This is a genomic window from Rhizobium redzepovicii, from assembly GCF_019793435.1.
Taxonomy (GTDB): Bacteria; Pseudomonadota; Alphaproteobacteria; order Rhizobiales; family Rhizobiaceae; genus Rhizobium; species Rhizobium redzepovicii.
In genome coordinates this window covers 304212-328856 of the sequence record NZ_JAILYH010000008.1, presented here as the reverse complement: position 1 = coordinate 328856, position 24645 = coordinate 304212, and the positions used below count along the sequence as shown (strand labels likewise).

General features: G+C 61.1%; 25 protein-coding genes. 13 read left to right on the top strand and 12 right to left on the bottom strand.

The features are described from left to right. Positions 1–38: 38 nt before the first annotated feature. The 4 genes from K6N12_RS15500 (at position 39) to K6N12_RS15485 (ending at position 4972) form a co-directional block, all read left to right on the top strand. Complete coding sequence (locus K6N12_RS15500) at positions 39–1037, top strand: ABC transporter ATP-binding protein (RefSeq protein WP_131711056.1); 999 nt, start codon at positions 39–41, stop codon at positions 1035–1037. An 83-nt stretch (positions 1038–1120) separates the two neighbouring features. Next, a complete protein-coding gene (locus K6N12_RS15495) occupies positions 1121–2602 on the top strand; it encodes a mannitol dehydrogenase family protein (RefSeq protein WP_097630115.1) in 1482 nt (493 codons plus the stop codon). Between the two features lie 97 nt (positions 2603–2699). Next, positions 2700–3389 carry an HAD family hydrolase gene (locus K6N12_RS15490; protein WP_097628656.1) on the top strand — a complete coding sequence of 230 codons (690 nt, stop codon included), beginning with the start codon at positions 2700–2702 and terminating at the stop codon, positions 3387–3389. Then, positions 3389–4972, top strand: a complete 1584-nt coding sequence (locus K6N12_RS15485; protein ID WP_097628657.1) for an FGGY-family carbohydrate kinase — start codon at positions 3389–3391, stop codon at positions 4970–4972. The genes K6N12_RS15490 and K6N12_RS15485 overlap by 1 nt, the downstream gene beginning before the upstream one ends. 4 nt (positions 4973–4976) lie before the next feature. Here the strand turns inward: K6N12_RS15485 and K6N12_RS15480 are convergent, their stop codons facing one another. Beyond that, positions 4977–5831 (bottom strand): MurR/RpiR family transcriptional regulator, encoded by an 855-nt coding sequence (locus K6N12_RS15480; RefSeq protein ID WP_097628658.1) that lies wholly within the window; start codon positions 5829–5831, stop codon positions 4977–4979. A gap of 235 nt (positions 5832–6066) precedes the next feature. On the opposite strand from K6N12_RS15480, the gene K6N12_RS15475 reads away from it, so the two are divergent. Next, complete coding sequence (locus K6N12_RS15475; protein ID WP_097628659.1) at positions 6067–6780, top strand: sulfate transporter family protein; 714 nt, start codon at positions 6067–6069, stop codon at positions 6778–6780. 28 nt (positions 6781–6808) lie between these two features. On the opposite strand, the gene nth is transcribed toward K6N12_RS15475, so the two are convergent. Continuing rightward, positions 6809–7615: an endonuclease III gene (gene nth / locus K6N12_RS15470; protein WP_179867169.1), complete on the bottom strand. Its 807-nt coding sequence runs from the start codon at positions 7613–7615 to the stop codon at positions 6809–6811. On the opposite strand from nth, the gene K6N12_RS15465 reads away from it, so the two are divergent. Together K6N12_RS15465 and K6N12_RS15460 are read left to right on the top strand one after the other, a co-directional pair. After that, entirely contained in the window at positions 7614–8111 is a 498-nt protein-coding gene (locus tag K6N12_RS15465; RefSeq protein WP_037073447.1) for a DUF2244 domain-containing protein, read from the top strand. The two genes, nth and K6N12_RS15465, sit on opposite strands and share 2 nt — an antisense overlap. 78 nt (positions 8112–8189) lie before the next feature. Beyond that, positions 8190–9062, top strand: coding sequence for a methylated-DNA--[protein]-cysteine S-methyltransferase (locus K6N12_RS15460; protein ID WP_088937521.1), 873 nt, complete (start codon positions 8190–8192; stop codon positions 9060–9062). Between the two features lie 96 nt (positions 9063–9158). Here K6N12_RS15460 and K6N12_RS15455 read toward each other — a convergent pair whose 3' ends face one another. Beyond that, entirely contained in the window at positions 9159–10184 is a 1026-nt protein-coding gene (locus tag K6N12_RS15455) for a sugar-binding transcriptional regulator (RefSeq protein WP_097628661.1), read from the bottom strand. Positions 10185–10601: 417 nt separating this feature from the next. Between K6N12_RS15455 and tal the strand changes: the two genes are divergently transcribed. Further along, complete coding sequence (gene tal, locus K6N12_RS15450) at positions 10602–11567, top strand: transaldolase (protein ID WP_097628662.1); 966 nt, start codon at positions 10602–10604, stop codon at positions 11565–11567. A 93-nt stretch (positions 11568–11660) separates the two neighbouring features. Next, entirely contained in the window at positions 11661–12329 is a 669-nt protein-coding gene (locus K6N12_RS15445; RefSeq protein ID WP_097628663.1) for a DUF1345 domain-containing protein, read from the top strand. 70 nt (positions 12330–12399) lie between these two features. Here K6N12_RS15445 and K6N12_RS15440 read toward each other — a convergent pair whose 3' ends face one another. Both K6N12_RS15440 and K6N12_RS15435 read right to left on the bottom strand, forming a co-directional pair. Then, the gene (locus K6N12_RS15440; protein WP_097628664.1) at positions 12400–13197 is read right to left on the bottom strand and encodes an anti-sigma factor family protein; all 798 of its coding nucleotides are present in this window, start codon (positions 13195–13197) and stop codon (positions 12400–12402) included. Next, the gene (locus K6N12_RS15435; RefSeq protein ID WP_222148839.1) at positions 13194–13943 is read right to left on the bottom strand and encodes a sigma-70 family RNA polymerase sigma factor; all 750 of its coding nucleotides are present in this window, start codon (positions 13941–13943) and stop codon (positions 13194–13196) included. Before K6N12_RS15435 ends, K6N12_RS15440 begins: the two co-directional genes overlap by 4 nt. A gap of 298 nt (positions 13944–14241) precedes the next feature. Between K6N12_RS15435 and K6N12_RS15430 the strand changes: the two genes are divergently transcribed. Genes K6N12_RS15430 through K6N12_RS15420 form a run of 3 tightly spaced genes read left to right on the top strand, consistent with a single transcriptional unit; the run spans position 14242 to position 16204 of the window. Then, complete coding sequence (locus tag K6N12_RS15430) at positions 14242–15216, top strand: MBL fold metallo-hydrolase (RefSeq protein ID WP_097628666.1); 975 nt, start codon at positions 14242–14244, stop codon at positions 15214–15216. Positions 15217–15236: 20 nt separating this feature from the next. Then, positions 15237–15698, top strand: coding sequence for a tetratricopeptide repeat protein (locus K6N12_RS15425; RefSeq protein ID WP_097628667.1), 462 nt, complete (start codon positions 15237–15239; stop codon positions 15696–15698). Between the two features lie 59 nt (positions 15699–15757). Next, entirely contained in the window at positions 15758–16204 is a 447-nt protein-coding gene (locus K6N12_RS15420) for a DoxX family protein (RefSeq protein ID WP_165503906.1), read from the top strand. Positions 16205–16726: 522 nt separating this feature from the next. Here K6N12_RS15420 and K6N12_RS15415 read toward each other — a convergent pair. After that, on the bottom strand, positions 16727–16900 hold the full coding sequence (locus K6N12_RS15415; RefSeq protein ID WP_003590176.1) for a DUF1328 domain-containing protein: 174 nt from the start codon (positions 16898–16900) through the stop codon (positions 16727–16729). Between the two features lie 273 nt (positions 16901–17173). Between K6N12_RS15415 and K6N12_RS15410 the strand changes: the two genes are divergently transcribed. Continuing rightward, positions 17174–17797: a YjbE family putative metal transport protein gene (locus K6N12_RS15410; protein WP_097628790.1), complete on the top strand. Its 624-nt coding sequence runs from the start codon at positions 17174–17176 to the stop codon at positions 17795–17797. A 141-nt stretch (positions 17798–17938) separates the two neighbouring features. Here K6N12_RS15410 and K6N12_RS15405 read toward each other — a convergent pair whose 3' ends face one another. From K6N12_RS15405 to K6N12_RS15380, 6 genes are all read right to left on the bottom strand, one after another. Then, positions 17939–19366, bottom strand: a complete 1428-nt coding sequence (locus K6N12_RS15405) for a gamma-aminobutyraldehyde dehydrogenase (RefSeq protein WP_097628669.1) — start codon at positions 19364–19366, stop codon at positions 17939–17941. A gap of 13 nt (positions 19367–19379) precedes the next feature. Next, complete coding sequence (locus K6N12_RS15400) at positions 19380–20192, bottom strand: ABC transporter permease (protein ID WP_097628670.1); 813 nt, start codon at positions 20190–20192, stop codon at positions 19380–19382. Then, positions 20182–21144 carry an ABC transporter permease gene (locus tag K6N12_RS15395; RefSeq protein WP_097628671.1) on the bottom strand — a complete coding sequence of 321 codons (963 nt, stop codon included), beginning with the start codon at positions 21142–21144 and terminating at the stop codon, positions 20182–20184. Before K6N12_RS15395 ends, K6N12_RS15400 begins: the two co-directional genes overlap by 11 nt. Next, complete coding sequence (locus K6N12_RS15390) at positions 21141–22127, bottom strand: ABC transporter ATP-binding protein (RefSeq protein WP_097628672.1); 987 nt, start codon at positions 22125–22127, stop codon at positions 21141–21143. The genes K6N12_RS15395 and K6N12_RS15390 overlap by 4 nt, the downstream gene beginning before the upstream one ends. A gap of 220 nt (positions 22128–22347) precedes the next feature. Beyond that, entirely contained in the window at positions 22348–23508 is a 1161-nt protein-coding gene (locus K6N12_RS15385) for an ABC transporter substrate-binding protein (RefSeq protein ID WP_097628673.1), read from the bottom strand. 120 nt (positions 23509–23628) lie between these two features. After that, positions 23629–24537: a LysR family transcriptional regulator gene (locus K6N12_RS15380; RefSeq protein WP_017995223.1), complete on the bottom strand. Its 909-nt coding sequence runs from the start codon at positions 24535–24537 to the stop codon at positions 23629–23631. Between the last annotated feature and the right edge of the window lie 108 nt (positions 24538–24645).

Sequence of the window (24645 nt, the reverse complement as noted above, 5' to 3'; positions counted from 1 at the left end):
ACCTTCGGCGCTGTGAAATAAGATAAAGGGAGACAAACATGGGCAGCATTACCCTTCAGAAGGTTTCCAAGGTCTTCGGCGAAGCCAAGGTCATCCCTTCGATCGATCTCGATATCAAGGACGGCGAATTCGTCGTCTTCGTCGGCCCGTCGGGCTGCGGCAAGTCCACGCTGCTTAGGTTGATCGCCGGTCTCGAGGATGTCTCCGGCGGCAAGATCGTCATCGACGGCAGGGACGCCACCGAAAAGGCGCCGTCGGAGCGCGGCCTGGCTATGGTGTTCCAGTCCTATGCGCTCTATCCGCATATGAGCGTGCGCAACAACATCGCCTTTCCGCTGAAGATGGCGGGCGTCGACAAGGCTGAGATCGACCGCAAGGTGACGGATGCCGCCCGGGTGCTGAACCTTACCGATTATCTGGAGCGCAAGCCGCGCCAGCTGTCCGGCGGCCAGCGCCAGCGCGTGGCGATCGGCCGCGCCATCGTGCGCCAGCCTTCGGCCTTCCTGTTCGACGAACCGCTGTCGAACCTCGACGCAGCGCTGCGTGTCAACATGCGTCTCGAAATCAGCGAGCTGCACCAGCAGCTGAAGACGACGATGGTCTACGTCACCCACGACCAGGTCGAGGCGATGACCATGGCCGACAAGATCGTCGTCTTGAACAGGGGCAATATCGAGCAGGTCGGCTCGCCGCTCGAACTCTACAGCCGCCCCCGCAACCTCTTCGTCGCCGGCTTCATCGGTTCGCCGAAGATGAACTTCATAACGGGCCAGAACGCCGCACAGCTCGGCGCCCATACGATCGGCATCCGCCCCGAGCACATGCTGTTGTCGATGGAGAGCGGCGACTGGAAGGGTAGGGTCGTGGTCGCCGAGCATCTCGGATCCGACACTTTCCTGCATATCGATGCCGACGGCATCGGCATGGTGACGGCGCGCGGCAGCGGTGATTTTGCCGCCAAGGCTGGAGACACGGTCTATCTGACGCCGGACCGTTCGCGTATTCACAAATTCAACGAGGGCGGCCTTGCCATCTGAGGCAGGCCGCCGGCTGGGGGCAGGCATGCGAGCCGGGCGATGGCGCCCGGCCGTTTCGGCAAGACCTTCAAGAGGACTGAAACATGACGTGCAAACTATCGCTGGCAACGCTTTCCGACGCGGCGCGCACCGCCGCCGTCCCTGGATATGACAGGGCGTCGCTGAAAGCCGGCATCGTGCACTTCGGCGTCGGCAATTTCCATCGCGCCCATCAGGCGGTCTATCTTGACGACCTCTTCAACTCAAACGCGGATCACGACTGGGCGATCGTCGGCGCCGGTGTGCTGCCGTCGGATGCGTCCATGCGCGAAAAGCTTGCAGCCCAGGATTTTCTGACGACGGTGGTCGAGCAGGACAACAACAAGACGGCGGCGCGCGTCACCGCGCCGATGATCGACATCCTGCCGGTCGGCGATCCCGCCGCGATCATCGCCAAGCTCGCCGATCCCGATATCCGCATCGTTTCGATGACGATCACCGAGGGCGGTTATTTCATCGATGCATCGGGCACATTCAATCCGGCCCATCCGGCAATCGCCGCTGACGGAAACAGCCCCGACGCGCCGAAGACGGTGTTCGGCCTGATCGTCGCCGGCCTGAAGGTGCGCAAGGCTAGGGGTATCGGTCCTTTCACCGTCATGTCCTGCGACAACATTCCCCACAACGGCATCGTCACCGCCAATGCCGTGGTCGGCACGGCGGCATTGTCGGATCCCGGCTTTGCCGAGTGGATCCGGGCGAATGTCGCCTTTCCGAATGCGATGGTCGACCGCATCACGCCGGCAACCGGCCAGCGGGAGATCGATTTCCTCAAGGACAATTTCGAGATCGAGGACAATTGGCCAGTCTATTGCGAGGAATTCAAGCAATGGGTGCTCGAGGACAAGTTCACCGCCGGCCGGCCGGCGCTGGAAAAGGTCGGCGTGACCTTCGTTCCCGATGTCACGCCCTATGAGCATATGAAGATCCGCATCCTCAACGGCGGGCATGCGGCGATCGCCTATCCGGCGGCGCTGATGGACATTCATTTCGTTCATGATTCCATGGAAGATCCTTTGATTCGCGCCTTCCTCGCCAAGCTCGAGAAAGACGAGATCATCCCGATCGTGCCGCCGGTGCCGAACACGTCGCTCACGGATTATTTCGCGCTGATCGAACATCGGCTGCTCAATCCGAAGATTGCCGACACCATTCCGCGGTTGGCCCAGGACGGCTCCAACCGCCAGCCGAAATTCATCCTGCCATCGACGCTCGACAATCTCAACCAGGGCCGGGATGTCGTCGGGCTGGCACTGGTCTCGGCGCTCTGGTGCCGCTATTTCGCCGGCAAGAGCGACAGCGGCAAGGATATCGTCTTCAACGACGCCAGCGCCGAGCGCCTGCATGCGGCGGCGCTGAAGGCAAAAGACGATCCGTCGGCTTTCCTCGCCTTCGACGATATTTTCGGCGCGGTGGCGAAATCCGAACTTTTCCGCAAGCGTTTCGCCCATGCTCTCAAAACTCTGTGGGAAAAGGGCACGCGGGAGACGCTGCAGCTCTATCTCGACGGCAAGCTCGCAGTGTAGGGAATCCGGATGACGGCATTCATTGCCGCCGTCCATCCGGCCTTGCAAGGAAGCGGGACGGTCGTGCGTCCGAAATTGAACTCAGGTTGGGTCCTCCATGGCTGACGCTGAACCACAGCTGATCATCTTTGATTGCGACGGTGTGCTCGTCGACAGCGAGCCGATCTCGATTAGCGTGCTGGTCGGGGCGATGAACGATCTCGGCGTCTCGATCACCGAGGACCAGGCCTATGAGCGCTTTCTCGGCCGCAGTCTGTCGACGATGGTCGACACGCTGGATACCGAATTCAACGTCCATGCCGGCGAGGAATTCCTCGAGCGCATCCGCACCGATCTCTACGCCCGTTTTCGCACTGAATTGAAGCCGATCGACGGTATCGCCGCAGCAATCGATGGGCTCGGCGTTCGCTGCTGCGTTGCCTCCTCAAGCCAGATGGAGCGGATCCGGCTGTCGCTGTCCGTCACCGGGCTGCTCGGCAGGCTGCCCGACATCTTTAGTGCGACGATGGTCAAGCGCGGCAAACCGGCGCCCGATCTTTTCCTGCATGCGGCGCGTGAAATGCGGGTGGAACCTGCACATTGCATTGTCGTCGAGGACAGCCCGGCCGGCGTTGCCGCCGCCAAGGCGGCGGGGATGACGGTGTTTGCCTTCACCGGCGGATCGCATGCCAACTTCGCCGGCTATCGCGCCGAACTCGACCGGCTTTCGCCGGAAGTGGTGTTTGACGCCATGCCTGAATTGATACACCTTGTCCGCAACCATAAGCTGGACGGGATCAAGATTTGATGCGGGATCATGTGGTTGCGGTGGATGTCGGCACCGGCAGTGCGCGCGCCGGCGTCTTCGATGCCCGTGGCCGCTTGCTCGCCAAGGCCGAACATCCGATCGTGATGAACCGGCCGCGCGAAAATCATGCCGAACACGATTCCGAAGACATCTGGTCCGCCGCCTGCACGGCGGTGCGTAGCGCCATGGAGCAATCCGGCATCGCAGCAGCCTCGGTCGGCGCGATCGGCTTCGACGCCACCTGTTCGCTTGTCGTCCGCGATGTCGAGGGCCATCAGCTCAGCGTTTCCACCGGCGGCGAGAGGCGGTTCGACACGATCGTCTGGCTCGATCACCGGGCGCTGAAGGAAGCCGATTTCTGCACGGCGACGGAGCACGCTGTGCTCGAACATTCCGGGCTTGTCATGTCGCCCGAAATGGAGATGCCAAAGCTGATGTGGCTGAAGAAGAAGCTGCCCTCCACATGGGAAAAGGCCGGCTACTTCTTCGATCTCGCCGATTTCATGACGTGGAAATCGACCGGATCGGCTGCCCGGTCGCGCTGTACGCTGACTGCGAAATGGAACTATCTCGCCCATCTCGAAAAGGGCTGGCAGCAGGATTTCCTGGAGCGGATCGGTCTCGAGGATCTTCAGGCGCGCGGCCAGCTGCCGGATGAGACTGTGCCGGTCGGCGGCAGCGTCGGCCGGCTGACACCTGGTGCGGCAGAGGCGCTGGGGCTGACCACGGACTGCCATGTCTCGGCTGGGATGATCGACGCCTATGCCGGCGCGCTCGGTGCACTCGGCGGGTATGCCGCCGATCCTGCTAAGCGCGAACACCAATTGGCGCTGATCGCCGGCACGTCGAGCTGCATTGTCACCTTCTCCAGGGAACGCAAGCCGAGCCATGGCATGTGGGGGCCCTATTACGAGGCGGTCTTTCCACAATCCTGGCTGGTGGAGGCCGGGCAATCGGCGACCGGTGCGCTGCTCGACCACATCGTGCGCATGCATGCCGCCGGCGGCGAGCCGACGGCGGCGCTGCATCAGAGGATCGTCGCACGCATTGCCGAATTGCGGGCCGAGGAAGGTGATGCCTTCGGGGGCCGCATTTTCGTGCTGCCGGATTTCCATGGCAATCGCTCGCCGCTTGCCGATCCGCATGCCGTCGGCGTGGTCAGCGGGCTGAGCCTCGATACATCCTTCGATGGCCTCTGCACGCTCTACTGGCGCACTGCGGTAGCGATTGCGCTCGGGATCCGCCATATCCTCGAAATGATGAAGGAATACGGCTACGTGCCCGATACGCTGCATATTGCCGGCGGGCATGTGAAGAACCCGGTGCTGATGGAGCTCTACAGCGATGCCACCGGCTGCAAGGTCGTGGTGCCGAAGATGAACGAGGCGGTGCTGCTCGGCACGGCGATCGCCGCATCTGTCGCCTGCGGCTTGCACGGGAATTTAGCGGCGGCTGGCGAGGCGATGTATCCGGGCGGCGACGTTCGGCTTCCCGACAAGGGAAAACAGGCGCTCTACGACCGCGACTACCGCCGCCTTCTCGCCATGCACAGGCATCGCGCCGAGCTGGAAACGATGCAATAACGGTTCAGTGGTTGGCCGTCTCGCCAAGGACTGTCGCAAATTCCAGCATGCGGCGGCGGCGAAGGGCCGCCTCTTCGCCGACTTCGAGGATCACGGATTCCGACAGGCAATCAAGCAGCGCGATCAGTGGCGGTAGATTGTCGAGGTCGGGCGCGCGGGCAGGCGGCAAGGGCAGCATGACGTTCGACTGATCCGCCATCCAGTCCGCCTGCTGCGGTGAAATGAGCACGACCTTATAACCGTAGCGCCGCGCCGTCCTGGCAAGCAGCCGCGCCTTGGCGAAGCGGCGACAGTCGATGATGACGAGCAGCGCGTCGTCGACCGCCAGCCGGGCGAAGAGTTCGGCAAAACGATTGTCGGCACCGTCAAGCGTGCGCACGCCGTCGCGGGCTTGCGTCAGCCGCTGGCAGAAATGATGGGCAAGGCTTGCAAGCCGGGCATGTGTGGCGATCGACACTTCGCGGGCAGTGCTGATCAGGCTGACGGCTTCGGACCAATGCGGCTGCGCCGTCAGATGGTAGATATGGTGGAGCGCCTGAATCTGTTCGGCAACCAGCACGGCGAGCGGTTTGCCCTCGGCGGCGTCCTGATGCAGCTCGCTCATGGCGCTTTGCAATTGCGCCGGCGATGTCGTCACGGTCTCGCGAATCTCGACTTTGACACTATCCAATCCCTGATAGCCGAGCGCGCGCAGGAAGCGCCCGACGGTCATCGGCGAGAGATCCAGCCGGTCGGCGACAGACGCAGCCGTCTCGAAAGGCAGGTCGTTCAGATGTTCGGTGAAATATTTCGCGATACGGCGTTCGGCCGGAGTACCGTTTTTTGCGTATTGCCTGAGTTTTTGCACAAAGTCTTCCACGTCAGCCTCCCCCGTTTTTCCTTAGAGGCGTTCCGCGGATGCGCTGTTGCGACCCCTTGTCTTTGCAACTATTTCGGAAGCTGCTTCTCAGGCCCATGCATATTCAGATACGTGACAATACTATATTAGCATTTAATTTTCGACAAGTTTTCTATTACCGCCTGCAATTTTATTCTCTCTTGTGGGTGGCATCAATCTTTCCTACATCTTCGGCGCAACCGGAGAAAGCTGAGACATGATCCTTGACGCCGCTCGACAATCGCTGACCAATTTGTTCGCGCCGGAAACACGTTCGGTCTTCTGGAAAGTGCTCGGGCTGACGATTCTCGTGCTGGTCGGTCTATGGTTCGCGCTGCGCGGGGCCTTCATGGCCTTCCTCTTTCCCTGGTTCACCAGCTTCTTTCCCGATGTGCCGGATTGGGCCGGGTGGCTCGCCCTGATTTTCGCAATCCTTGCCGGTATCGGTCTTGCGCTGATGCTGGCATTGCTGCTGTCGCCGGTCACGGCGCTGATCGCCGGCCTGTTCCTCGACGATGTCGCCGATGTCATCGAAAAACGCGATTATCCCAAGGACGCGGCGGGGACCGCCATGCCGCTCGGCCCGGCGATGGCAAGCTCGATCAAATTCCTCGGCGTGGTGATCCTCGGCAATATCGTCGCCTTGCTGCTGCTGTTCATCCCCGGCGTCAATCTGGTCGCCTTCTTTCTGGTGAACGGCTATCTGCTCGGACGGGAATTTTTCGAATTCGCCGCCATGCGCTTCCGGTCGCCTGAGGAGGCGCGGCTCTTCCGCGCCAAACACGCCTCCACCGTATTTCTTGGCGGGCTGGTGATCGCGCTTTTTCTGGCGATCCCCTTCGTCAACCTTCTGACCCCGCTGTTTGCCGCCGGCATGATGGTGCATCTGCACAAGATGATTTCCGCCCGCGACGCGGGTTTTCGGGCGTGAGGTTAGCCGGGCAGGACGGCGACCTGCTCTACTCGACGGCCTCGCCGATCACCTGCGGCGGTAGTTCGACGAGCGGCGCCGGCACATCCCAACTCTTTTCCGGCGACTTGCAGAGATCGGCGATGACGCAGCGTTCGCATTCGGGGCGGCGCGCCTTGCAGGTGTAGCGGCCGTGCAGGATCAGCCAGTGATGGGCATGGTAGAGGTAATGTTGCGGGATCACCTTCATCAGCCGCGCCTCGACTTCGTCGGGCGTCTTGCCGGGGGCAAGCTTGATGCGATTGGCAATTCGGAAGATATGGGTGTCGACGGCCATCGTCGCCTGGCCGAAGGCCATGGAGAGCACGACATTGGCGGTCTTGCGGCCGACGCCCGGCAATTTCACCAGTTCGTCGCGTGTCTCCGGCACCTTGCCGGCGAAATCATCGACCAGCATCTGCGAGAGGGCGATGACGTTTTTCGCCTTGTTGCGATAGAGGCCGATCGTCCTGATATAGTCGCGCAACCGCTCCTCGCCAAGTTCGAGCATCTTTTCCGGCGTATCGGCAACCTTGAAGAGGGCGCGGGTCGCCTTGTTGACGCCGACATCGGTTGCCTGCGCCGACAGTGCGACGGCGACGACGAGGGTGAAGGGATTGCTATGCTCGAGTTCGCCCCTCGGCTCCGGCCGCTGCACCGAGAAGCGGTGGAAGATCTCCTCACGCTCGGCGAGCGAATAGGCGGTCTTCACCGTCGCCGCCGGTTTGCGGCGAGCGATCACATTCGAGTTTTGCGACGGTCTGGTAACGGATTTGAGTTTCGGATTCGCCATGGTGAATCTATACTCAGCAGCCATGATGGAAAGCAACGCCGACAGCCTCAACGAGCAGCCTGTTTTCGCTGCCGAGCTTTTCCCCCACCGATCGCTCGGCCGCCGGGGCTTCCGGGTGCTGCTGATCCTGTCCGGCGCCGTCTGCTTCCTCTATGGGATGTTCTTCATCGCGACCGGCGCCTGGCCGATCGGCTTTTTCTTCGGGCTGGATTTCGCATTGCTTTACGGCGCCTTCTGGCTGAACTACCGCTCCGGACGAGCGCGCGAGGAGATCACGGTGTCGCGTACCGACGTATCGGTACGCAAGTTTGCGCCATCGGGGCGGATGGTGGAGCACCATTTCAATCCGTTCTGGACGCGCTTCCTCGTTCGCCGGCATCAGGAGATCGGTATTCTCTCGATGCAGATCTTCGGCGAGGGTCGGCGCACCGATATCGGCTCGTTCCTCAACCCCGATGATCGTGAAAGCTTCGCCAAGGCCTTCAAGGGGGCGCTGGCCACGGTCAAGCAGCGTATCTGAACTTACCTCGCGGTGCGCAAGAAACGGGTGGTTTGCGAACAGCCAATTGATTATCTCCTTACGACAAGGAGAAAGACGATGAATATGATTGCGAACCTGCAGACAGACATAACGCCTGACGGCCCTGACTATGACATTGTCCGCCGGGTGATCGAACTCATCACCGAGGATTATCGCGACCAGCCTTCGCTGGAGGCGATCGCGGCGCGGCTCAACCAGTCGCCGACACAGCTGCAGAAGACCTTCACCCGCTGGGCCGGCCTGTCGCCCAAGGGCTTCCTGCAGGCAGTGACGCTCGACCACGCCAAGCGGCTGCTGCGCAAGGAAGACATGCCGCTGCTGGAGACCTCGATCGAGGTCGGCCTCTCCGGCCCGAGCCGGCTGCACGATCTTTTCGTAACCCATGAGGCGATGTCGCCTGGCGAATGGAAGGCGAAGGGCGGCGGTCTTACCATCCGCTACGGCTTCCACATCTGCCCTTTCGGCATCGCGCTGATCATGGTCACCGACCGCGGCCTTGCCGGCCTTGCCTTCAGCGATTCCGGCGACGAGAAAGCCTGCCTCGAGGATATGACCTGCCGTTGGCCGAATGCCCAATATGTCGAGGACCTGCAGGCGACGGTTCCCTATGCCGCCCGCATCTTCGAGCCCGGCAAATGGTCCTCGGAACAGCCGCTGCGGGTCGTGCTGATCGGCACGGATTTCCAGGTCAGCGTCTGGCAAAGTCTGATGAAAATCCCGTTCGGCAAGGCGGTTACCTATTCCGATATCGCCAAGGATATCGGCCGGCCGACGGCGCAGCGCGCCGTGGGGGCGGCGGTCGGGGCGAACCCGATCTCCTTCGTGGTGCCTTGCCATCGGGCGGTTGGCAAGAATGGCGCGCTGACCGGCTACCATTGGGGCTTGACCCGCAAGCGGGCGATGCTTGGCTGGGAGTCGGCGCACGCCTGATAGCAGGGTCCGGAGGATGGGGACCTAGCAGCAACGCGTTCGTCGCTTGTCGCTCCGACCGTTCGCTCCCGGCGTCGCTCACCCCACATCGCCTCGCTATCGCTCCGGCACTTCTCCCCGCTGGGGAGAAGAGGCAGCCGGAGATGTGTCGGCTAATTCCAGCAGCGCCCGTGCCGCGCTTTCATCGGTGATCAGCGTGTTGCAGCCGATGCGCTTGATCGTCGCGCGGATGGCGACGGCGCGGTGGGCGCCGCCGGAGGAGAGCACGATATGCTTGGCCTCCTTCAGCGTGTCGAGATCGACGGACATGACGCGCCGATTGATCGAGTGGTCGACCGAATTGCCGTCCTTGTCGAGAAAGTTGAACATGGTGTCGCAGACGCAGCCGGCAGCGATCAGCTCCCGCAGCTCGGCCTTCGAGATCCAGCCCTCCGACAGCGAGGTCGAATGCGGGCCGATATCGCCGCAGCTGACAATCGCCAGATCGAGGCTCTCGGCCAGACGGTAGATCGTATCCAGCCCGCATTTCTCGATCAGATTGCGCTTGGTCTCGACGGAATCGACGAGAAGCGGCGCCAAGAACATATAACATTCGGCGCCGAGCTGATTGGCCAGCCGCCATGTGTAATCGATCGGGTTCGTCTGGTGCACGGCGACGATGCCGCCGAGCAGCGAGACGACCTTGCAATTGGCGCGGCGCGGCGGCCGGAAGCTTGACAGCGAGGCGGTCATGGTTCGGCCCCAGCCGACGCCGATCGTATAGTCGTCCGGAATGGCTTCGGAGAGAAACTGGCCAAGCGCCAACCCGACATTCTTTGCCAGCGAATTGACGTCACTGCCGACCGGTGACGGCACGACGATTGCCTCGTCAAGGCCATAGGCGCGCTCCAGTCTCACCGAAAGCTCGACGCAGTCGCCGATTGAATCGTTGATCCAGATCTGGACTTCGCTACGCTTCATCGCTTCGTCGAGCAGGCGGATCACGGTGGTACGGCTGATGCCGAGCTGTTCGGCGACGTCCTTCTGGGTCAGACCCTCATTATAATAGAGCCATGCAGCCCTCAGCCGCAGCGAGGATGCTTCCGAAAAGGCCGTGTGCGTGCCGCGTTTAAGCTTGACCACATCTCCTCCGCACAATTCCTGCCCTGAATCCCTCACGAGATGAAAGGTCGCAGCGATACGCTTGTGCCTGGATAATGACGGGCGTGACACTTATGTCAATTGAAATGCACAAATGTCCTTGACTTTTCCCTGGCCGGATGGCGATAGTCCTGACGATAAAAGTCGTTCTGTCCGTCCGAGGAGGACATAGTGCGGGCATGCCGAAAGTCACGACCGGCCTTCCAGCCGCAGGCGGTATCGCTTACGTTCGGCGTGCGGTTTGCCCGGGAACAGGGCTACTTTGCTTCACGTTTATGAATCATCCGTGACGGATGCGCGCATTCTCGCCTGCAGCATGCAGACAATCTGTCGGTAGATCACCTTTGCCGGGCGGAACTCGCGCCGGTCGCAGCCCAAGTTCAACAAGGATTATTGACCATGACATCCAAGCTTGACCAACTCCGCGAGATTACCACTGTCGTCGCCGATACCGGCGATATCGAAGCCGTCGCCCGACTGAAGCCTGTGGATTGCACGACGAACCCGAGCATCGTGCTGAAGGCTCTGGGCACGCCGATGTTTGCCGATGCCATCAAGGAAGCCATCGCCTGGGGCAAGAAGCAGGGCGGCAATTCCGAAGCCGTTTCTTCCGCTGTCGCCGATCGCCTCGCCATCTCCGTCGGCGCAGCCCTGGTGAAGCTCGTCCCGGGCCGTGTCTCGACCGAAGTCGACGCCGATCTTTCGTTCGATACCGAGGCTTCGCTTGCCAAGGCGCGATCGATCATCGCCGCCTACAAGGAACGCGGCATCGATCAGGACCGCATTCTCATCAAGCTCGCTTCCACCTGGGAAGGCATCCGCGCCGCTGAGGTGCTGCAAAAAGAAGGCATCGACTGCAATCTGACGCTGCTCTTCAGCAAGGCCCAGGCAATCGCCTGCGCCGACGCCAAGGTGTTCCTGATCTCGCCCTTCGTCGGCCGCATCCTCGACTGGTACAAGAAATCAACGGGCAAGGACTACACCGCCGAGGAAGATCCGGGCGTCATCTCCGTCCGTGAAATCTACAATTACTACAAGGCGAACGATATCAAGACGATCGTCATGGGCGCCTCCTTCCGCAGCGCCGGCGAAATCGAAGCGCTTGCCGGTTGCGACCGCCTGACCATCAGCCCGAACCTGCTCGACGAACTCGCCAAGGATGAAGGCAAGCTGGAGCGCAAGCTTTCGCCGGAAGGCCGCAAGCCGGATCCGAAGGTTTCTGTCGACGAGAAGACCTTCCGCTGGATGATGAACGAAGATGCGATGGCGACGGAAAAACTCGCCGAAGGCATCCGCGCTTTCGCCAAGGATCTCGGAACGTTGCGCACCATGGTGCAGAAGGAACTGCAGCTCGCAGCCGCCTGATAGGGCGCGGGATGCAATCGAAGGCGCGGCTGCCGGCTGGCAGGCGCGCCTTTTTCGTGCTGTTATCAAGGACATATGCTGTCGGAGACTGGTATGGCGGATGAGGTACGGGCAAATTCGCTTGCAGTATTTGCCTACAAGCATGCGAGCTTCATCATATCAGTCCTTGCCGGACTGGTGGTCTTCTTGGCTGTGACCTCGCGCGACGTCAGCGCCGGCAACATCCTGTTCGGCTGGAATGTCAGCGCCGGCGTTTTTGTCGTGCTCAGCTGGCGCAAGATGCTGCGGGCGACAGTCGAAAGTATCCGGAAAAAGGCCGAGGATCTCGATTTTTCCGATACGGTTCTTTTGGCTCTTTCGATCGGCGCAGCCCTTGCCAGCATCGCCGGCATCGGCCTCGAGCTTCATTCCATCAAGGAAGCGGCGCCCGACGCGGCGCTGGCACGGGCAGGTGCTGCGGTGCTGACGATCCTGATCTCCTGGATGTTTCTGCATACGCTCTTCACCATCCACTACGCCCATTATTTCTATGGCGGGACAGACGGGGAGGGCGGCCTGAAGTTTCCTGATGGGATCGAAGAGCCCGGCTACTGGGATTTTCTCTATTTCTCTTTCACCATCGGCGTTGCCGCGCAGACGGCGGATGTCGCGGTCAGCTCGACCAGCATGCGTAAGCTGACCTTGCTGCATGCCGTGTTGTCGTTCCTTTTCAATACGACGATCCTGGCGCTGGCGATCAATGTCGGTGCGAGCCTGCTTTAGCTCATTGTATTGATGCATATCGTTATCCCCGAACCGCTGCACACTTCTGCACACTTCGGGGCGACATGCATTAACCCTTTGCCGCTGCCCTGAAGAGGGTCTCGAACTCGGCCAGATCGCCTGCAGCCACATCCGAAATCGCCCAGAACACCAACCCTCCGTCCGACCATTGCTTGATGTTGTAGCCGTCATCCACCGTCGTCGTCTGGGTGGCCGCGGCCGCCGGCCAGATGAACAGGTTGATGATATGGCCGTGGCGTCGGTAGACGAGAGCAGCAACGGCGCGATCACCGATGTAGTCGACACGTCCGCCGATCAGCGGAAAACCGCCCTTGGCGAGATCGCTGACCGGTGGTGAAAAATCGATCTTGCCGTTGAACCACGGTTTTACCGTGTGCTGATCCGAGGTCAGCACGTCGGTCAGATGATCGGCCATCATCGACCTGACATGGCTAGCCATGATCTGGTCCTGCAAAAGCAAGGCCGGCGACGGTGCGTTGATGAACAGGAAGGCGCCTGCTCCCAGCGCCGCGAGCGAAGGCACGAAGCTCCATTGCCGGAGGAAATCCAGCGTGCGCCGCCAGACTGGCGCTTGGCGCCGGAGCGGCAGGCCGGATGCGGCTGCCTGTTCGAAAGACAGCATTGACAGCACTTGCGAGCGCAGCGCCTCCGGCAGTTTCCATTTGATGCCATCCTGATCGATGATCTTTCTCACGGCACGAACCTTTTCCATCTCCGCCCTGCAATTCGCGCAGCTGGCAAGATGAGCCTCGAATTGCGCTGTATGGACGGAATCGAGTTCGTTATCGACAAAGCCGTGCAGCATGATGCGCCATTCCGGGCAGTCTTTCTCCTGGGCTTCACTCATGGTGCCGTCTCTCTTTTGCTGCATGCATCCCAGGCTTCGCCAAATTCACGGCGCGCCCTGGCAAGCCGCGACATGACCGTGCCGATCGGCGCATCGATGATCTCGGCGATCTGTCGGTAGGAAAGATCTTCAAGCTCGCGCAAGACAAGGATTTCCCGCATCGCCTCCGGAAGCCGGCTGATGACAGCGCGTACGCACTGCTGTTCGCTTCGTCGGATCGTCGCAGTCTCCGGCGAATCCTCCTCCGAGGCGATCTGGTATTCGCTGCCTTCGTCGAGGTCAGCATAGCCGTCATTGCCCAAAGACTGCTCGAACCGCGCTTTGCGGCGATCCTGCTGGCGCCAGACATGACAGCAGTTCCTGACAATGGCAAAGAGCCAGGCGCGCGGGTCGCCGCCACGATAGGTTTCGAAATTGCGATAGGCGCGCAGAAAGGCTTCCTGGACAATATCCTGCGCGGCATCAGCATCGCGGCTGAGGAAGCGGGCAAAATTATAAGCCGCATCAAGATGGGGAACGATGATGTCCTGAAAGGGCTGCATGAATTCATGCTGCACGCTCGTCTCGGTTGCCGAAGCGCCCCGATCGCTGCGCGATTTATCCGAGACCATGAAATGGAACAGCCACGCCGCACCGCCGAGAAAGACGGCCAGCGGTGATCGTGGAATGCGGGCTGCCGGCGCATGCCGGGCCAGCAGCAAATCGGTCGGTCCGAGAGGATAGGTGATCTGGATGTTTGTCATCATTCTCCCCGCCTCAACAGCAGCCGAATTCGGGCGTCGGACCCGCAGGCATGCAATGCGGCCCCTTGCGGTCTAGACCGATCGGCAAGCGGTTTTATTCCATGTCGACGCCAGTTTTTTGCATGCAGGCGGGCGTCAGTCGTGCGCGATAGAAATAGAACAACATTTTCAACAGCTTGAAGAAAATACTCCCGAGATTGGGAATAAGTGCGCCGTGCCGGCGATCTAGTTCGGCAGCGAGGACATCTGAACAATCCAGTCTTCGCCACCAGAAATGCCATCAACGAGAGGAGGCATAATCATGTTTACCATGTCACGTCGCGCCGTCCTGGGATCGGCTGCCGCGGCGGCTGCATTCGGTCTGTCGTCGAACCTCGAATTCGTCATGCCGGCGCTCGCCGCAACGCCGCTGGAGCCGATGGTCGGCTTCTACAAATACACGATCGGGGATGTCGAAGTCACGGCGATCTATGACGGCATCTGGAAAAAGCCGCATGACCCGACTTTCATCAAGAACGCTTCGATCGAGGACACCAAGGAGGCGCTTTCCAAGGCTGGGCTCACGACCGAATTCATGCCGATTCCGCTGACAGTGGTCGTCCTGAAGCTCGGCGACCGTCTGATCATGATGGACGCGGGCTCGGGCGTCGGTCAATGGCAGGCAAATGCCACGCATCTGCCGGCGAACATGGCGGCCGCCGGCATCGACTACAAGAAGATCGACACGATCATGCTCTCGCATTTCCATCCGGACCATGTCTGGGGGCTGATGGAAAAGGGAACGAACGATCCAGTCTTCCCGAACGCCGAACTCATCGTCAACGCCGTCGAATACAGTTGGTGGACCGAGCCCGGCCGGGTCGAGAAGCTTGCGGAGGGCCGCAGACCGGCCGGCAAACGCATCGCCGAGGTTTTTCCGACATGGAAGAACTGGAAGCAGGTTGACGACGGGGCCGAGGTTGCACCGGGAGTGCTTCTTCTCGCTGCGCCCGGCCACACGCCTGGCCATTCGGCCTATCTTGTCACCTCCGGCAACAAGCAACTGCTTGTCTCGGCCGACATCATGTATGTGCCGGCCCTGCTTGCGCCGCATCCCGAATGGCAAGGCAGCTACGACCAGGACGGGCCGATGGCCGTCGGCACGCGCCGGCGCCTGATCGACCGCATCATCGCCGACAATATCGCGATCTGCGGCTCGCATTTCCCTTTCCCCGGCTCGGGCAGGTTCGTCAAGGACGGAAATGCCTATGGCTTTACACCGACAGTCCAGGCCTGAAAGGCCGAAAGGAGACCATCATGAAATATGCAATTCTCGGATTCATCTGGCTTTGTGCCATATGCGCGGGCTTTTCCGCGGTGACGGCGCTTCCCGCCTTTGCCGTCGACAATATGGAATCGACGGACGCTCCCGACCTGTCGTCGGTGCGCGCCAAGATCGATACCAAGGATTACGACGGCGCCCTGGCAGAGCTTCGCGGCCTTGCCGAGGACAACCAGCAGGCGGATGTCTATAATCTGATGGGATATACGCTGCGCAAGACGGGCGACTACAAAACGTCCCTGACCTACTACACCAAGGCACTGGAGCTTCAGCCCGATCACAAGGCAGCGCGTGAATATCTCGGCGAACTCTATATCGAGACAGGCGAGATGACGAAGGCCGAGGAGCAGGTGTCATCATTGAAGCAACTTTGCCCGAGCGGCTGCGAAGAACTCGAAGACCTGCAAAAGGCCATTGCGGCCAAGGGCGGCAAATGACGAGCATATGAACGCAAGAGCAGGCGGCACGACCGCCTGCCCGTCTCAAACCGGAGGATATGATGGAAAGCGCCTCAAGCCGGCCCGGACTGGCCGATCTCATTCTTCTCCTCGGCAGGCTTCTGCTGTCACTGATCTTTCTGCATGAAGCCTGGTCGCTCGCGACGGATATCACCGCGACCGTCGATACTTTCGCAAAACTCGGGCTCTCGGCGCCGGTTGCCTTCGCCACCATCGCCCTTCAAATCGGTGCCGGCCTGTCCATTGCGACAGGCTTTCTCTGCCGGCTTGGCGCCTTGGCGCTGGCGTTCTTCTGCCTGGCGACCGCCTTGCTCTTCCACACCAATCTTGCGAGCCAGAACGAGCTTCTGCATTTCGAGAAGGACCTGGCGATTGCCGGCGGCATGTTCGTCCTGGCGGCGTCGGGCGCAGGATCGATATCGATCGACAATCTGCTGCGAAAGCGAACAAATGGACTGCATCCCTGGCTGCGCGCGGTGCTGTAGTCGAGGCTCTGCGAGCATCCTGCGGCGCAATAAAATCGAATAAAACCGAACAAACGGCGGCATCGTTGCGGCTACACTTATGGCGACAGGTCAGGAGTGTGCCAGTGATGCCTTCCGCGCAAAACAAACAGCAAAAGCCAACTCTCGTCTTTCTGGGAAAGGGCGCTGCAACGATATCGTCTCGAAATTGAATGCGAACGGATATGCCGCGGTTGCTGTATCGGCGCCAAGACTCTTCGACGTCTTGCGATCCGACGGCATATTTCTGCTATGTTGCGCAGCTTCGGCCGAACATGACTGATAAAAGCGGTCGCGTCCCCCAGTTGAAATAGACCGCAGGCTCGAAAAGCGGATGTGCAAAACAGTCAAGGAGTGTCCGCCAGAAGGCCGGGTATACGACGACAGGCACTATCCCGCCAGAGGCGCGTCAGTAGGCTCGCGGCGGCAAGCGCAAGTCATACGATCTTGCTGTCTCAAGCTGCCGCCCATCCATCTCTCCCCAAATCCTGTGTTTGGGGGAATCTAGAAGACCGCCTGGCCGGCCATCAGCGCGAGAACCAGGAAGATCAGGAAGATCACCAGCGCGATGCCGAAGAGAACGCGGGCGATCGTCGCCGTGGCTGCCGAGACGCCGGAGAAACCGAAAAAGCCGGCGATGATCGAAATTACGAAAAATATCAGAGCCCATTTCAGCATGACGTCATCCTTTGCGGTTGCCTGAGAAAGACGCTGCAACGGGCAATTTGTTCCGGATCGTTTGGAATGGAATGACGTTCTCTCCCTAAAGCGCGCCGCATCGAATTCGATTCATGCGACGCGCTTTAGTCCTCTGTTTTTATGCATGTCGTTATTTCCCGGAACCGCTGCACACTTCCGGGCGACATGCATTGGGAATACGGGTCTTTTCAAAGCCTGTCCGATCTGTTTGAAGAGACTGTCGATTGCCCCGTCGATGAAAGCTCGATCACCATGCCAGCTTTTCTGGATCAGCATACGTTTTCCGCCTATTTCGAAGTGATCATGATCAATCTCCTGCTGTCGGGAGACAATGTCATCGTCATCGGCATGGCTGCCGCCGGCCTCGTCAGCGAGCTGCGCGGCAAGGCGATCGCCGTCGGTATCGCGGCGGCCGCCGTCATCCGCATTGTCTTCGCGGTCATCGCCGCCAAGCTTCTGGCGATTACCGGCATCACGCTCGCCGGCGGCCTGATGCTGCTCTGGATCTGCTGGACGATGGGCCGCGAGCTCATTTCGGAGGGCGCGGAGGGGGCTCATGCCGGCGAAGCCGTCGTGCATATCAAGCCGAAACTCTTCCGGCAGGCGATTGGCCAGATCATCTTCGCCGACGTCTCGATGTCGCTCGACAATGTGCTCGCCGTCGCCGGGGCGGCCAAGGACAATATGAGCGCGCTGATCTTCGGGCTGATCCTCTCGGTGCTATTGATGGGCGTCGCGTCGAATTTCGTCGCCAGGCTGCTCAACTGCTATCGGTGGATCGGTTGGTTCGGCCTTGCGATCATCGTCTATGTCGCGATCGACATGATCTGGAGCGGCGGCGGTCAATTGCTGGCGCTTTATAACCACACAGCCTGAGATCCGCCGGGGCGAACCAATGCAGAACGCCCATCTCCGCCGGCAACGACGGATCGTGGGGTCTGGGTTTCCCTCCGAATCCTGTTCTAAATTAAAGAGTTAGAGCATGATGTCATGAGAAACATCATGCTCTAACGAAGGTCAGCCGTGATTGATCATCACATGGCGCACGGCGGTGTAATCCTCCAGCGCGTAGGTCGACATGTCCTTGCCGTAGCCCGATTGTTTCAGACCGCCATGCGGCATTTCGTTGACCAGCATGAAATGCGTGTTGATCCAGGTGCAGCCATATTGCAGCCGGGCGGCCGTCTTCATGCCGCGGCCAATATCCTTGGTCCAGACCGAGGAGGCGAGGCCGTAATCGCTGTCGTTTGCCCAGGCGACGGCATCGTCGGCATCGGAAAAGCGGGTGACCGAGACGACCGGGCCGAAGACCTCGCGGCGGACGATCTCGTCGTCCTGCAGGGCGCCAGCAATGACCGTCGGGGTGAAGAAGAAGCCCTTGTCGCCCGAGACCTTGCCGCCGGTGGTGACCTCCATGTGCTTGTGCTCGGAAGCGCGGGCGACGAAGCTTTCGACGCGGTCGCGCTGGCGCCTGGAGATCAGCGGACCGATCTCGTTTTGAGTATCGTCGGCCTGGTTGAAGCGGATGCTCGATACCGCCGAGGAAAGATCGGCGACGAAATTGTCGTAGACCCTGGCATCGGCATAGATGCGGCAGGCGGCCGTGCAGTCCTGGCCGGCATTGTAATAGCCGAAGGTGCGGATGCCTGACACGACGGCGTCGATATCGGCATCGTCGAAGACGATGACGGGGGCCTTGCCGCCGAGTTCCAGGTGGGTGCGCTTGACCGTCTTGGCGGCAGCCTGCAGCACCTTTTTGCCGGTGGCGACATCGCCCGTGATCGAGACCATGCCGATCTTGGCATGATTGATCAGCGCGTTGCCGACGCTCTCGCCGCGGCCGAGGATGACGTTGACGACGCCTTCGGGCAGGATTTCGGAAAGCAGCTTGGCCATCTTCAGTGCCGTCAGCGGCGTCTGCTCCGAGGGCTTGAAGACGACGGTATTGCCGCCGGCGATCGCCGGGGCCAGCTTCCAGGCCATCATCATCAGCGGATAGTTCCACGGCGCGATCGAGCCAACGATGCCGATCGGATCGCGACGGATCATCGAGGTGTGACCGGGCAGATATTCGCCGGCGGCCGGTGCGTGCAGATTGCGCACGGCGCCGGCGAAGAAGCGATAACAATCGACGATAGCCGGAATTTCATCGTTGAGCACTGAATTGATCGGTTTGCCGCAGTTCAGCGCCTCCAGCGTGGCGAAGCCGGCGGCATCCTTTTCGATGGCGTCGGCGATCTTCAGGAGGTAGCCGGAACGTTCGCCCGGCGTCGTCTGCGACCAGCTCCTGAAGGCTTTTTCGGCGGCATCGACGGCGGCGTCGACCTGGGAGAGCGAGGCCTCGGGAAGGTCGATCACCGTCTCGCCGGTCTTCGGGTTCAGGATGTGCTCTTCCGTCTCCGTGCCGTTTTCGAAGCGGGAACCGATCAGCATCTGCGTATCCATGATGTTCTCCCTGTTATTTGCCAGCGCCGGCAATCTGGTCGCCGTCGCGGGTGAGGTAATAGGCTGCCAGGATCGGCAGAAAGGTGACGAGCACCACGAGCATGGCGACCACATTGGTGACGGGCCGCTGGCGCGGGCGGATGAGCTCTTCGAGCATCCAGATCGGCAGAGTCGATTGCTGGCCCCCAGTGAAGGTGGTGACGATGACCTCGTCGAAGGACAATGCGAAAGCCAGCATGCCGCCAGCGAGAAGGGCGGTGCCGATATTCGGCAGGATGACATGGCGGAAGGTCTGGAAGCCGTCGGCGCCGAGATCCATCGACGCCTCGATCAGCGAGCCGGAGGTGCGCCGGAAGCGGGCGACCGCATTGTTGTAGACGACGACCACGCAGAAGGTGGCGTGGCCGAGCACGATGGTCCAGACCGAAAAGGGGATGTCGAACAGACTGAAGGCGGAGCGCAGCGCAATGCCGGTGATGATGCCGGGAAGCGCGATCGGCAGGATGACCAGCAGTGAGATCGCCTCGCGGCCGAAGAACTTCGTCTGGCTGACGGCAGCCGCGCAGAGTGTGCCGAGGATGAGCGCGATCGCGCTGGCGATGACGGCGACCTGCACGGAAAGGCCAAGCGCCGACCAGACGTCCGGCCGATTCCAGGCGACAGCGAACCATTGCAGCGTCAGGCCGGGCGGCGGCCATTGATAGCTCTTCTCCTCGATGGTGAAGGCATAGACGAAGATCAGCAGGATCGGCAGGTGCAGGAAGAGCAGCCCGCCGGTGGCAGCGATCTTCAAGGGCAGCGGCGATCTCTTGAGGTCAGAGCGCATCGAAGGCCCCCAGCTTTTTGGCGAGCGACAGGTAAAGCGCCATGATGACGATCGGCACGACGGAGAAGGCGGCAGCGAGCGGCACGTTGCCGGCGGTTCCCTGCTGGGCGTAGACGGCCTGGCCGATGAACAGCCTGGACGAGCCGATGATCTGCGGGATGATGTAGTCGCCCAATGTCAGCGAGAAGGTGAAGATCGAACCGGCGACGATGCCGGGCAGCGCCAAGGGCAGCAGCACGGTGCGGAAGGTCTGGCGCGGCGTGGCGCCGAGATCGGCCGAGGCCTCGATCAGGTTGCCTGGCACACGTTCGAGGGCCGCCTGCGTCGGCAGGATCATATAGGGAAGCCAGATGTAGACGAAGACGATGAAGGTGCCAAGGTAGCTCACCGAGAGCGAATTGCCGCCGACGACGGGCAGATTGAGGATGCCGTCGAGCAGCCAGGAGAGATGTAGCCTCTCGAAGATCCAGGTGAGGATGCCTTCCTTGGCGAGGATCAGCTTCCAGGCGTACACCTTGACGAGATAGCTCGACCAGAGCGGCAACATGACGCCGAGATAGAAGAGTACCTTCCATTTGCCTTGCGCATAACGTGCCGCGTAATAGGCGATCGGAAAGGCGATCAGTGCGGAAGCGATGGTGACGAGCGCGGCCATCACGACCGTGCGGATGATGATGTCGAAATTCGTCGGGCTCAGCAACTGGGCGTAGGTCGAGAGTGTGAATTCGTAATTTACCAGGCCGGAAAAATCGTCGATCGAAAAGAAGCTCTGCAAGAGCAGGGCGATCAGCGAGCCGATGTAGATGATGCCGAGCCAGAGCAGCGGCGGCGTCAGCATCAGGAAAAGCAACAACTTCGGGTGCCGCCAGAAGACATCCGACATCCGGCCGAAGAAACCGCTGCGGCCGGGAAGGATCGATGTCTTGGCGTTGGAGATGGTGAGCGCTGTCATGCCGCATCGTCCATGTAATGGATATCGGCAGGCTGCCAGGCGAGGCGGATACCGGTGCCGACATCAGGCACAGGCGCGCCAGCCGGCAGCATCACATGCAGCCGGCTGCCCCTGAGATCGACGCCGAGACGGGTGGCGGCACCGAGGAAACTCGCATGTTCGACTGTGGCCTCGATGCCGTCGCCTGCCAGGCGGATCGCTTCGGGCCGCAAGCTCGCCCAGCGTTTCTCGCCGCCGAGCGCGGCCATCAGCTCCGGCGCGATAACATTCGAGGAGCCGACGAAATCGGCGACGAAGCGGGTCTTCGGGCGGCGGTAGATATCCTGCGGCGTGCCTTCCTGGACGATGTTGCCATTGTTGAAGACGGCGACACGATCGGCCATGGACAATGCTTCGCCCTGATCATGCGTCACGAAGACGAAGGTGATGCCGAGCGCGCGCTGCAGGCTCTTCAACTCCTCCTGCATCTGCTCGCGCAGTTTCAGGTCCAGCGCGCCGAGCGGCTCGTCGAGCAGCAGCACCTTCGGCTTGTTGACGAGGGCGCGGGCGAGTGCCACGCGCTGCCGCTGGCCGCCGGACAGCTGACCGGGGCGGCGTGCGCCATAGCCCGGCAGCTTGACAAGCTCCAGGGCATCGCCCGCCGCCTTCATCCGCTCCGCCTTGCCGACGCCCTTGACCATCAGCCCGTAGGCGACATTGTCGAGAATGTTCAGATGCGGGAAGAGCGCGTAGTCCTGGAACACAGTGTTGACGTTGCGGCGATAGGGCGGAACGCCGTCGGCCGTCTCGCCGAAGATCTGGATATGGCCGGCACTCGGCTGCTCGAAGCCGGCGATCAATCTCAGGCACGTCGTCTTGCCGGAGCCGGACGGACCGAGCATGGCGAAGAATTCGCCCGGCGCGATCTCGAGATCGACGCCGTCGACGGCGCGAACCTGGCCAAAATGGCGCGATACCTGCTGGAAGCGGACGGCTGACGTCATTGGGAGCTCCGGGCCTTTCATGTTCATAGAGGGCTTTGGTCTTGGCCAGTGAAGACCCCGCCCCAAACCCCTCCCCACAAGGGGGAGGGGCTTAACCTGCCGTACCGTTTCGCAAATACCTTGGTGTTTCGGCAGGATTCGGCGGTGCCACTTGTCGCCCCTCCCGCTTGTGGGGAGGGGTTCGGGGCGGGGTCTTCAACCACACAAGCTGACCTGGCTATTACCGTCCGCCAATCACGCCAATATAATCCGACACCCAGCGATGATAGGGCACGCATTCGCTCTGTGTCGCGCATTTGGCGACCGGGGTTTTCCAGAACTTGATCTTGTCGAAGTGATCGAAGCCGTTGGTGGCGCAGCCGGCGTCGCCCATCAATTCGTTGCCCTTGCAGGCGGCGGGAACCGAGGGGACAGCGCCGAACCAGGCGGCGGCGTCGCCCTGGACCTTGGCCTGCAGCGAATGTTCCATCCACATATAGGCGCAGTTCGGGTGTTCGCTGTCGGCGTGCAGCATGGTGGTGTCGGCCCAGCCGGTGACGCCTTCATCCGGGAAGGTGGAGGCGATCTTCTGCTTGTCGGCCTGCAGCAGGTTCACCTGGAAGGGCCAGGAACCGGAAGCGACGACGCCTTCGTTCTTGAAGTCGTCGATCTGGATCATTGCATCGTGCCAGTAGCGGGAGACGAGCTTGCGCTGGCCGCGCAGCAGGTCGAGGGCCGCCTTGTACTGGTCTTCGGTCAGTTCGTAAGGATCCTTGATGCCCAGATCCGGCTTGTGGGCCATCAGATAGAGGGCGGCGTCGGCGAGATAGATCGCGCCGTCATAGGCCTGGACGCGGCCCTTGTTCGACTTGCCGTCCGGCAGGGTCTGCTCCTCGAAGACGACGTTCCAGCTGGTCGGCGCCTTGTCCTTGAAGGCGTCGGTATTATACATCAGCACATTCGGCCCCCAGAGATAGGGCACGCCGTAATGCACGTCGCCGACCGTATACCACGGGCCTTTCTGCAGGCGCTCGTCGACGGTCTTGAAGCTCGGGATCAGATCGGTGTTGATCGGCTGGACACGTTTGCCGGCGATGAGGCGCAGCGATGCGTCGCCCGATGCCGTGACAAGGTCGAAGCCGCCCTCGTTCATCAGCGATACCATTTCATCCGAGGTGGCGGCGGTCTTGACGGAGACCTTGCAGCCCGTCTCCTTTTCGAAATCGGTGACCCAGTCATAGTTCTTGTCGGTCTCGCCGCGTTCGATATAGCCGGCCCAGGCGACGATGCTGACTGCTCCTTCGCCCTTGCCGAGCGCCTTCAGCGGTTCGGCGGCGATCACCTGTGTCGCGAAGCTCAGGCAGGCGAGTCCTGCCGTGCAGGATTTCAAGAGATGCGTCATCATCAGTCTCCCGGTCTGGTGCCACTTTCCGTGGCGGTTTGTTCCCTAGGAAGAAGGTGAGCCGAAAAAACCGCTTTCGCAAATTCATTTATCAGAAAGGCGTTATCGGAAATTCCGATATCAGCGGATGCGGCCGGAGCGGAGACTCTCGGCGATGCCGACGAAATCGCGTGCGGCCTGCGGCAGGCTGGAGCCCTTGCGCCAGACCATGCCGACCTGGACGACCGGCAACGATCCGGAGACGTCGCGGCTTTCGATCCGGTCGCCTTCGAGCGACCACGGGCGGTAGACGAGATCGGGCAGCAGCGCCACGCCGGCGCCTGTGGCAACCAGGCTGCGCACCGCTTCCACCGAGCGGGTGCGGAAGGCGACGTGCGGGCGGGCGCCGAGGGCCGAAAGCAGCTTGCCGGTATTCTCCTCGATTTCGTCGACCGTCAGCATGATCAGCGGTTCGCGGGCGATGTCGGCGACCGAGATGATGTCGGCCGATACCAGCGGATGGCCCATCGGCAGCCAGAGCCGATAGGGCGAGGTTTCGAGGATCTCGGCCTGCAGCGCCATGCGGTCGCGCAGGTTCGAGATCACCATGACGGCGACGTCGAGTTCGCCGCCGACCAGGAGATGTTCGAGGTACCCGCCATTATCCTCGATGGCGCTGACCTCGATGCCCGGGCAGGCGCGCCGGTATCGCGCGAGGAGGTCGGAGAGCACATAGCCGGCGACAAGCGAGGTGACGCCGATGTTCAGCGTGCCGGAAAGCGCGCTTTGCTGGCCGGAAAAGCTGGTGCGCGCATCGGAGACGGAGGCCAGAATCTTCGTCGCGTGACGCAGGAACTGGTGGCCGTTATGGGTGATCGTCAGGCCGCGCGGATGGCGCTCGAAGAGCGCAACGCCGAGGTCGGTTTCAAGCTCTTTCAGCGCCTCCGTCACCGAGGATTGCGAGATCGACAGGTTCTGCGCGGCGCGCGTTACCGAGCCCTGTTCGGCGACGGCGACAAAATATTGAACCTGGCGAAGCGTGAAGGCCATCAGCGTTTAGAGCATGGCGAAACAGGCCGTGGCAAGCGGCTGAAAAAAGCGGACCTTTTTTGGTCTTTTCTCAAAATGGCGCAGGCTTCGCACCCTCACTTAAACTTT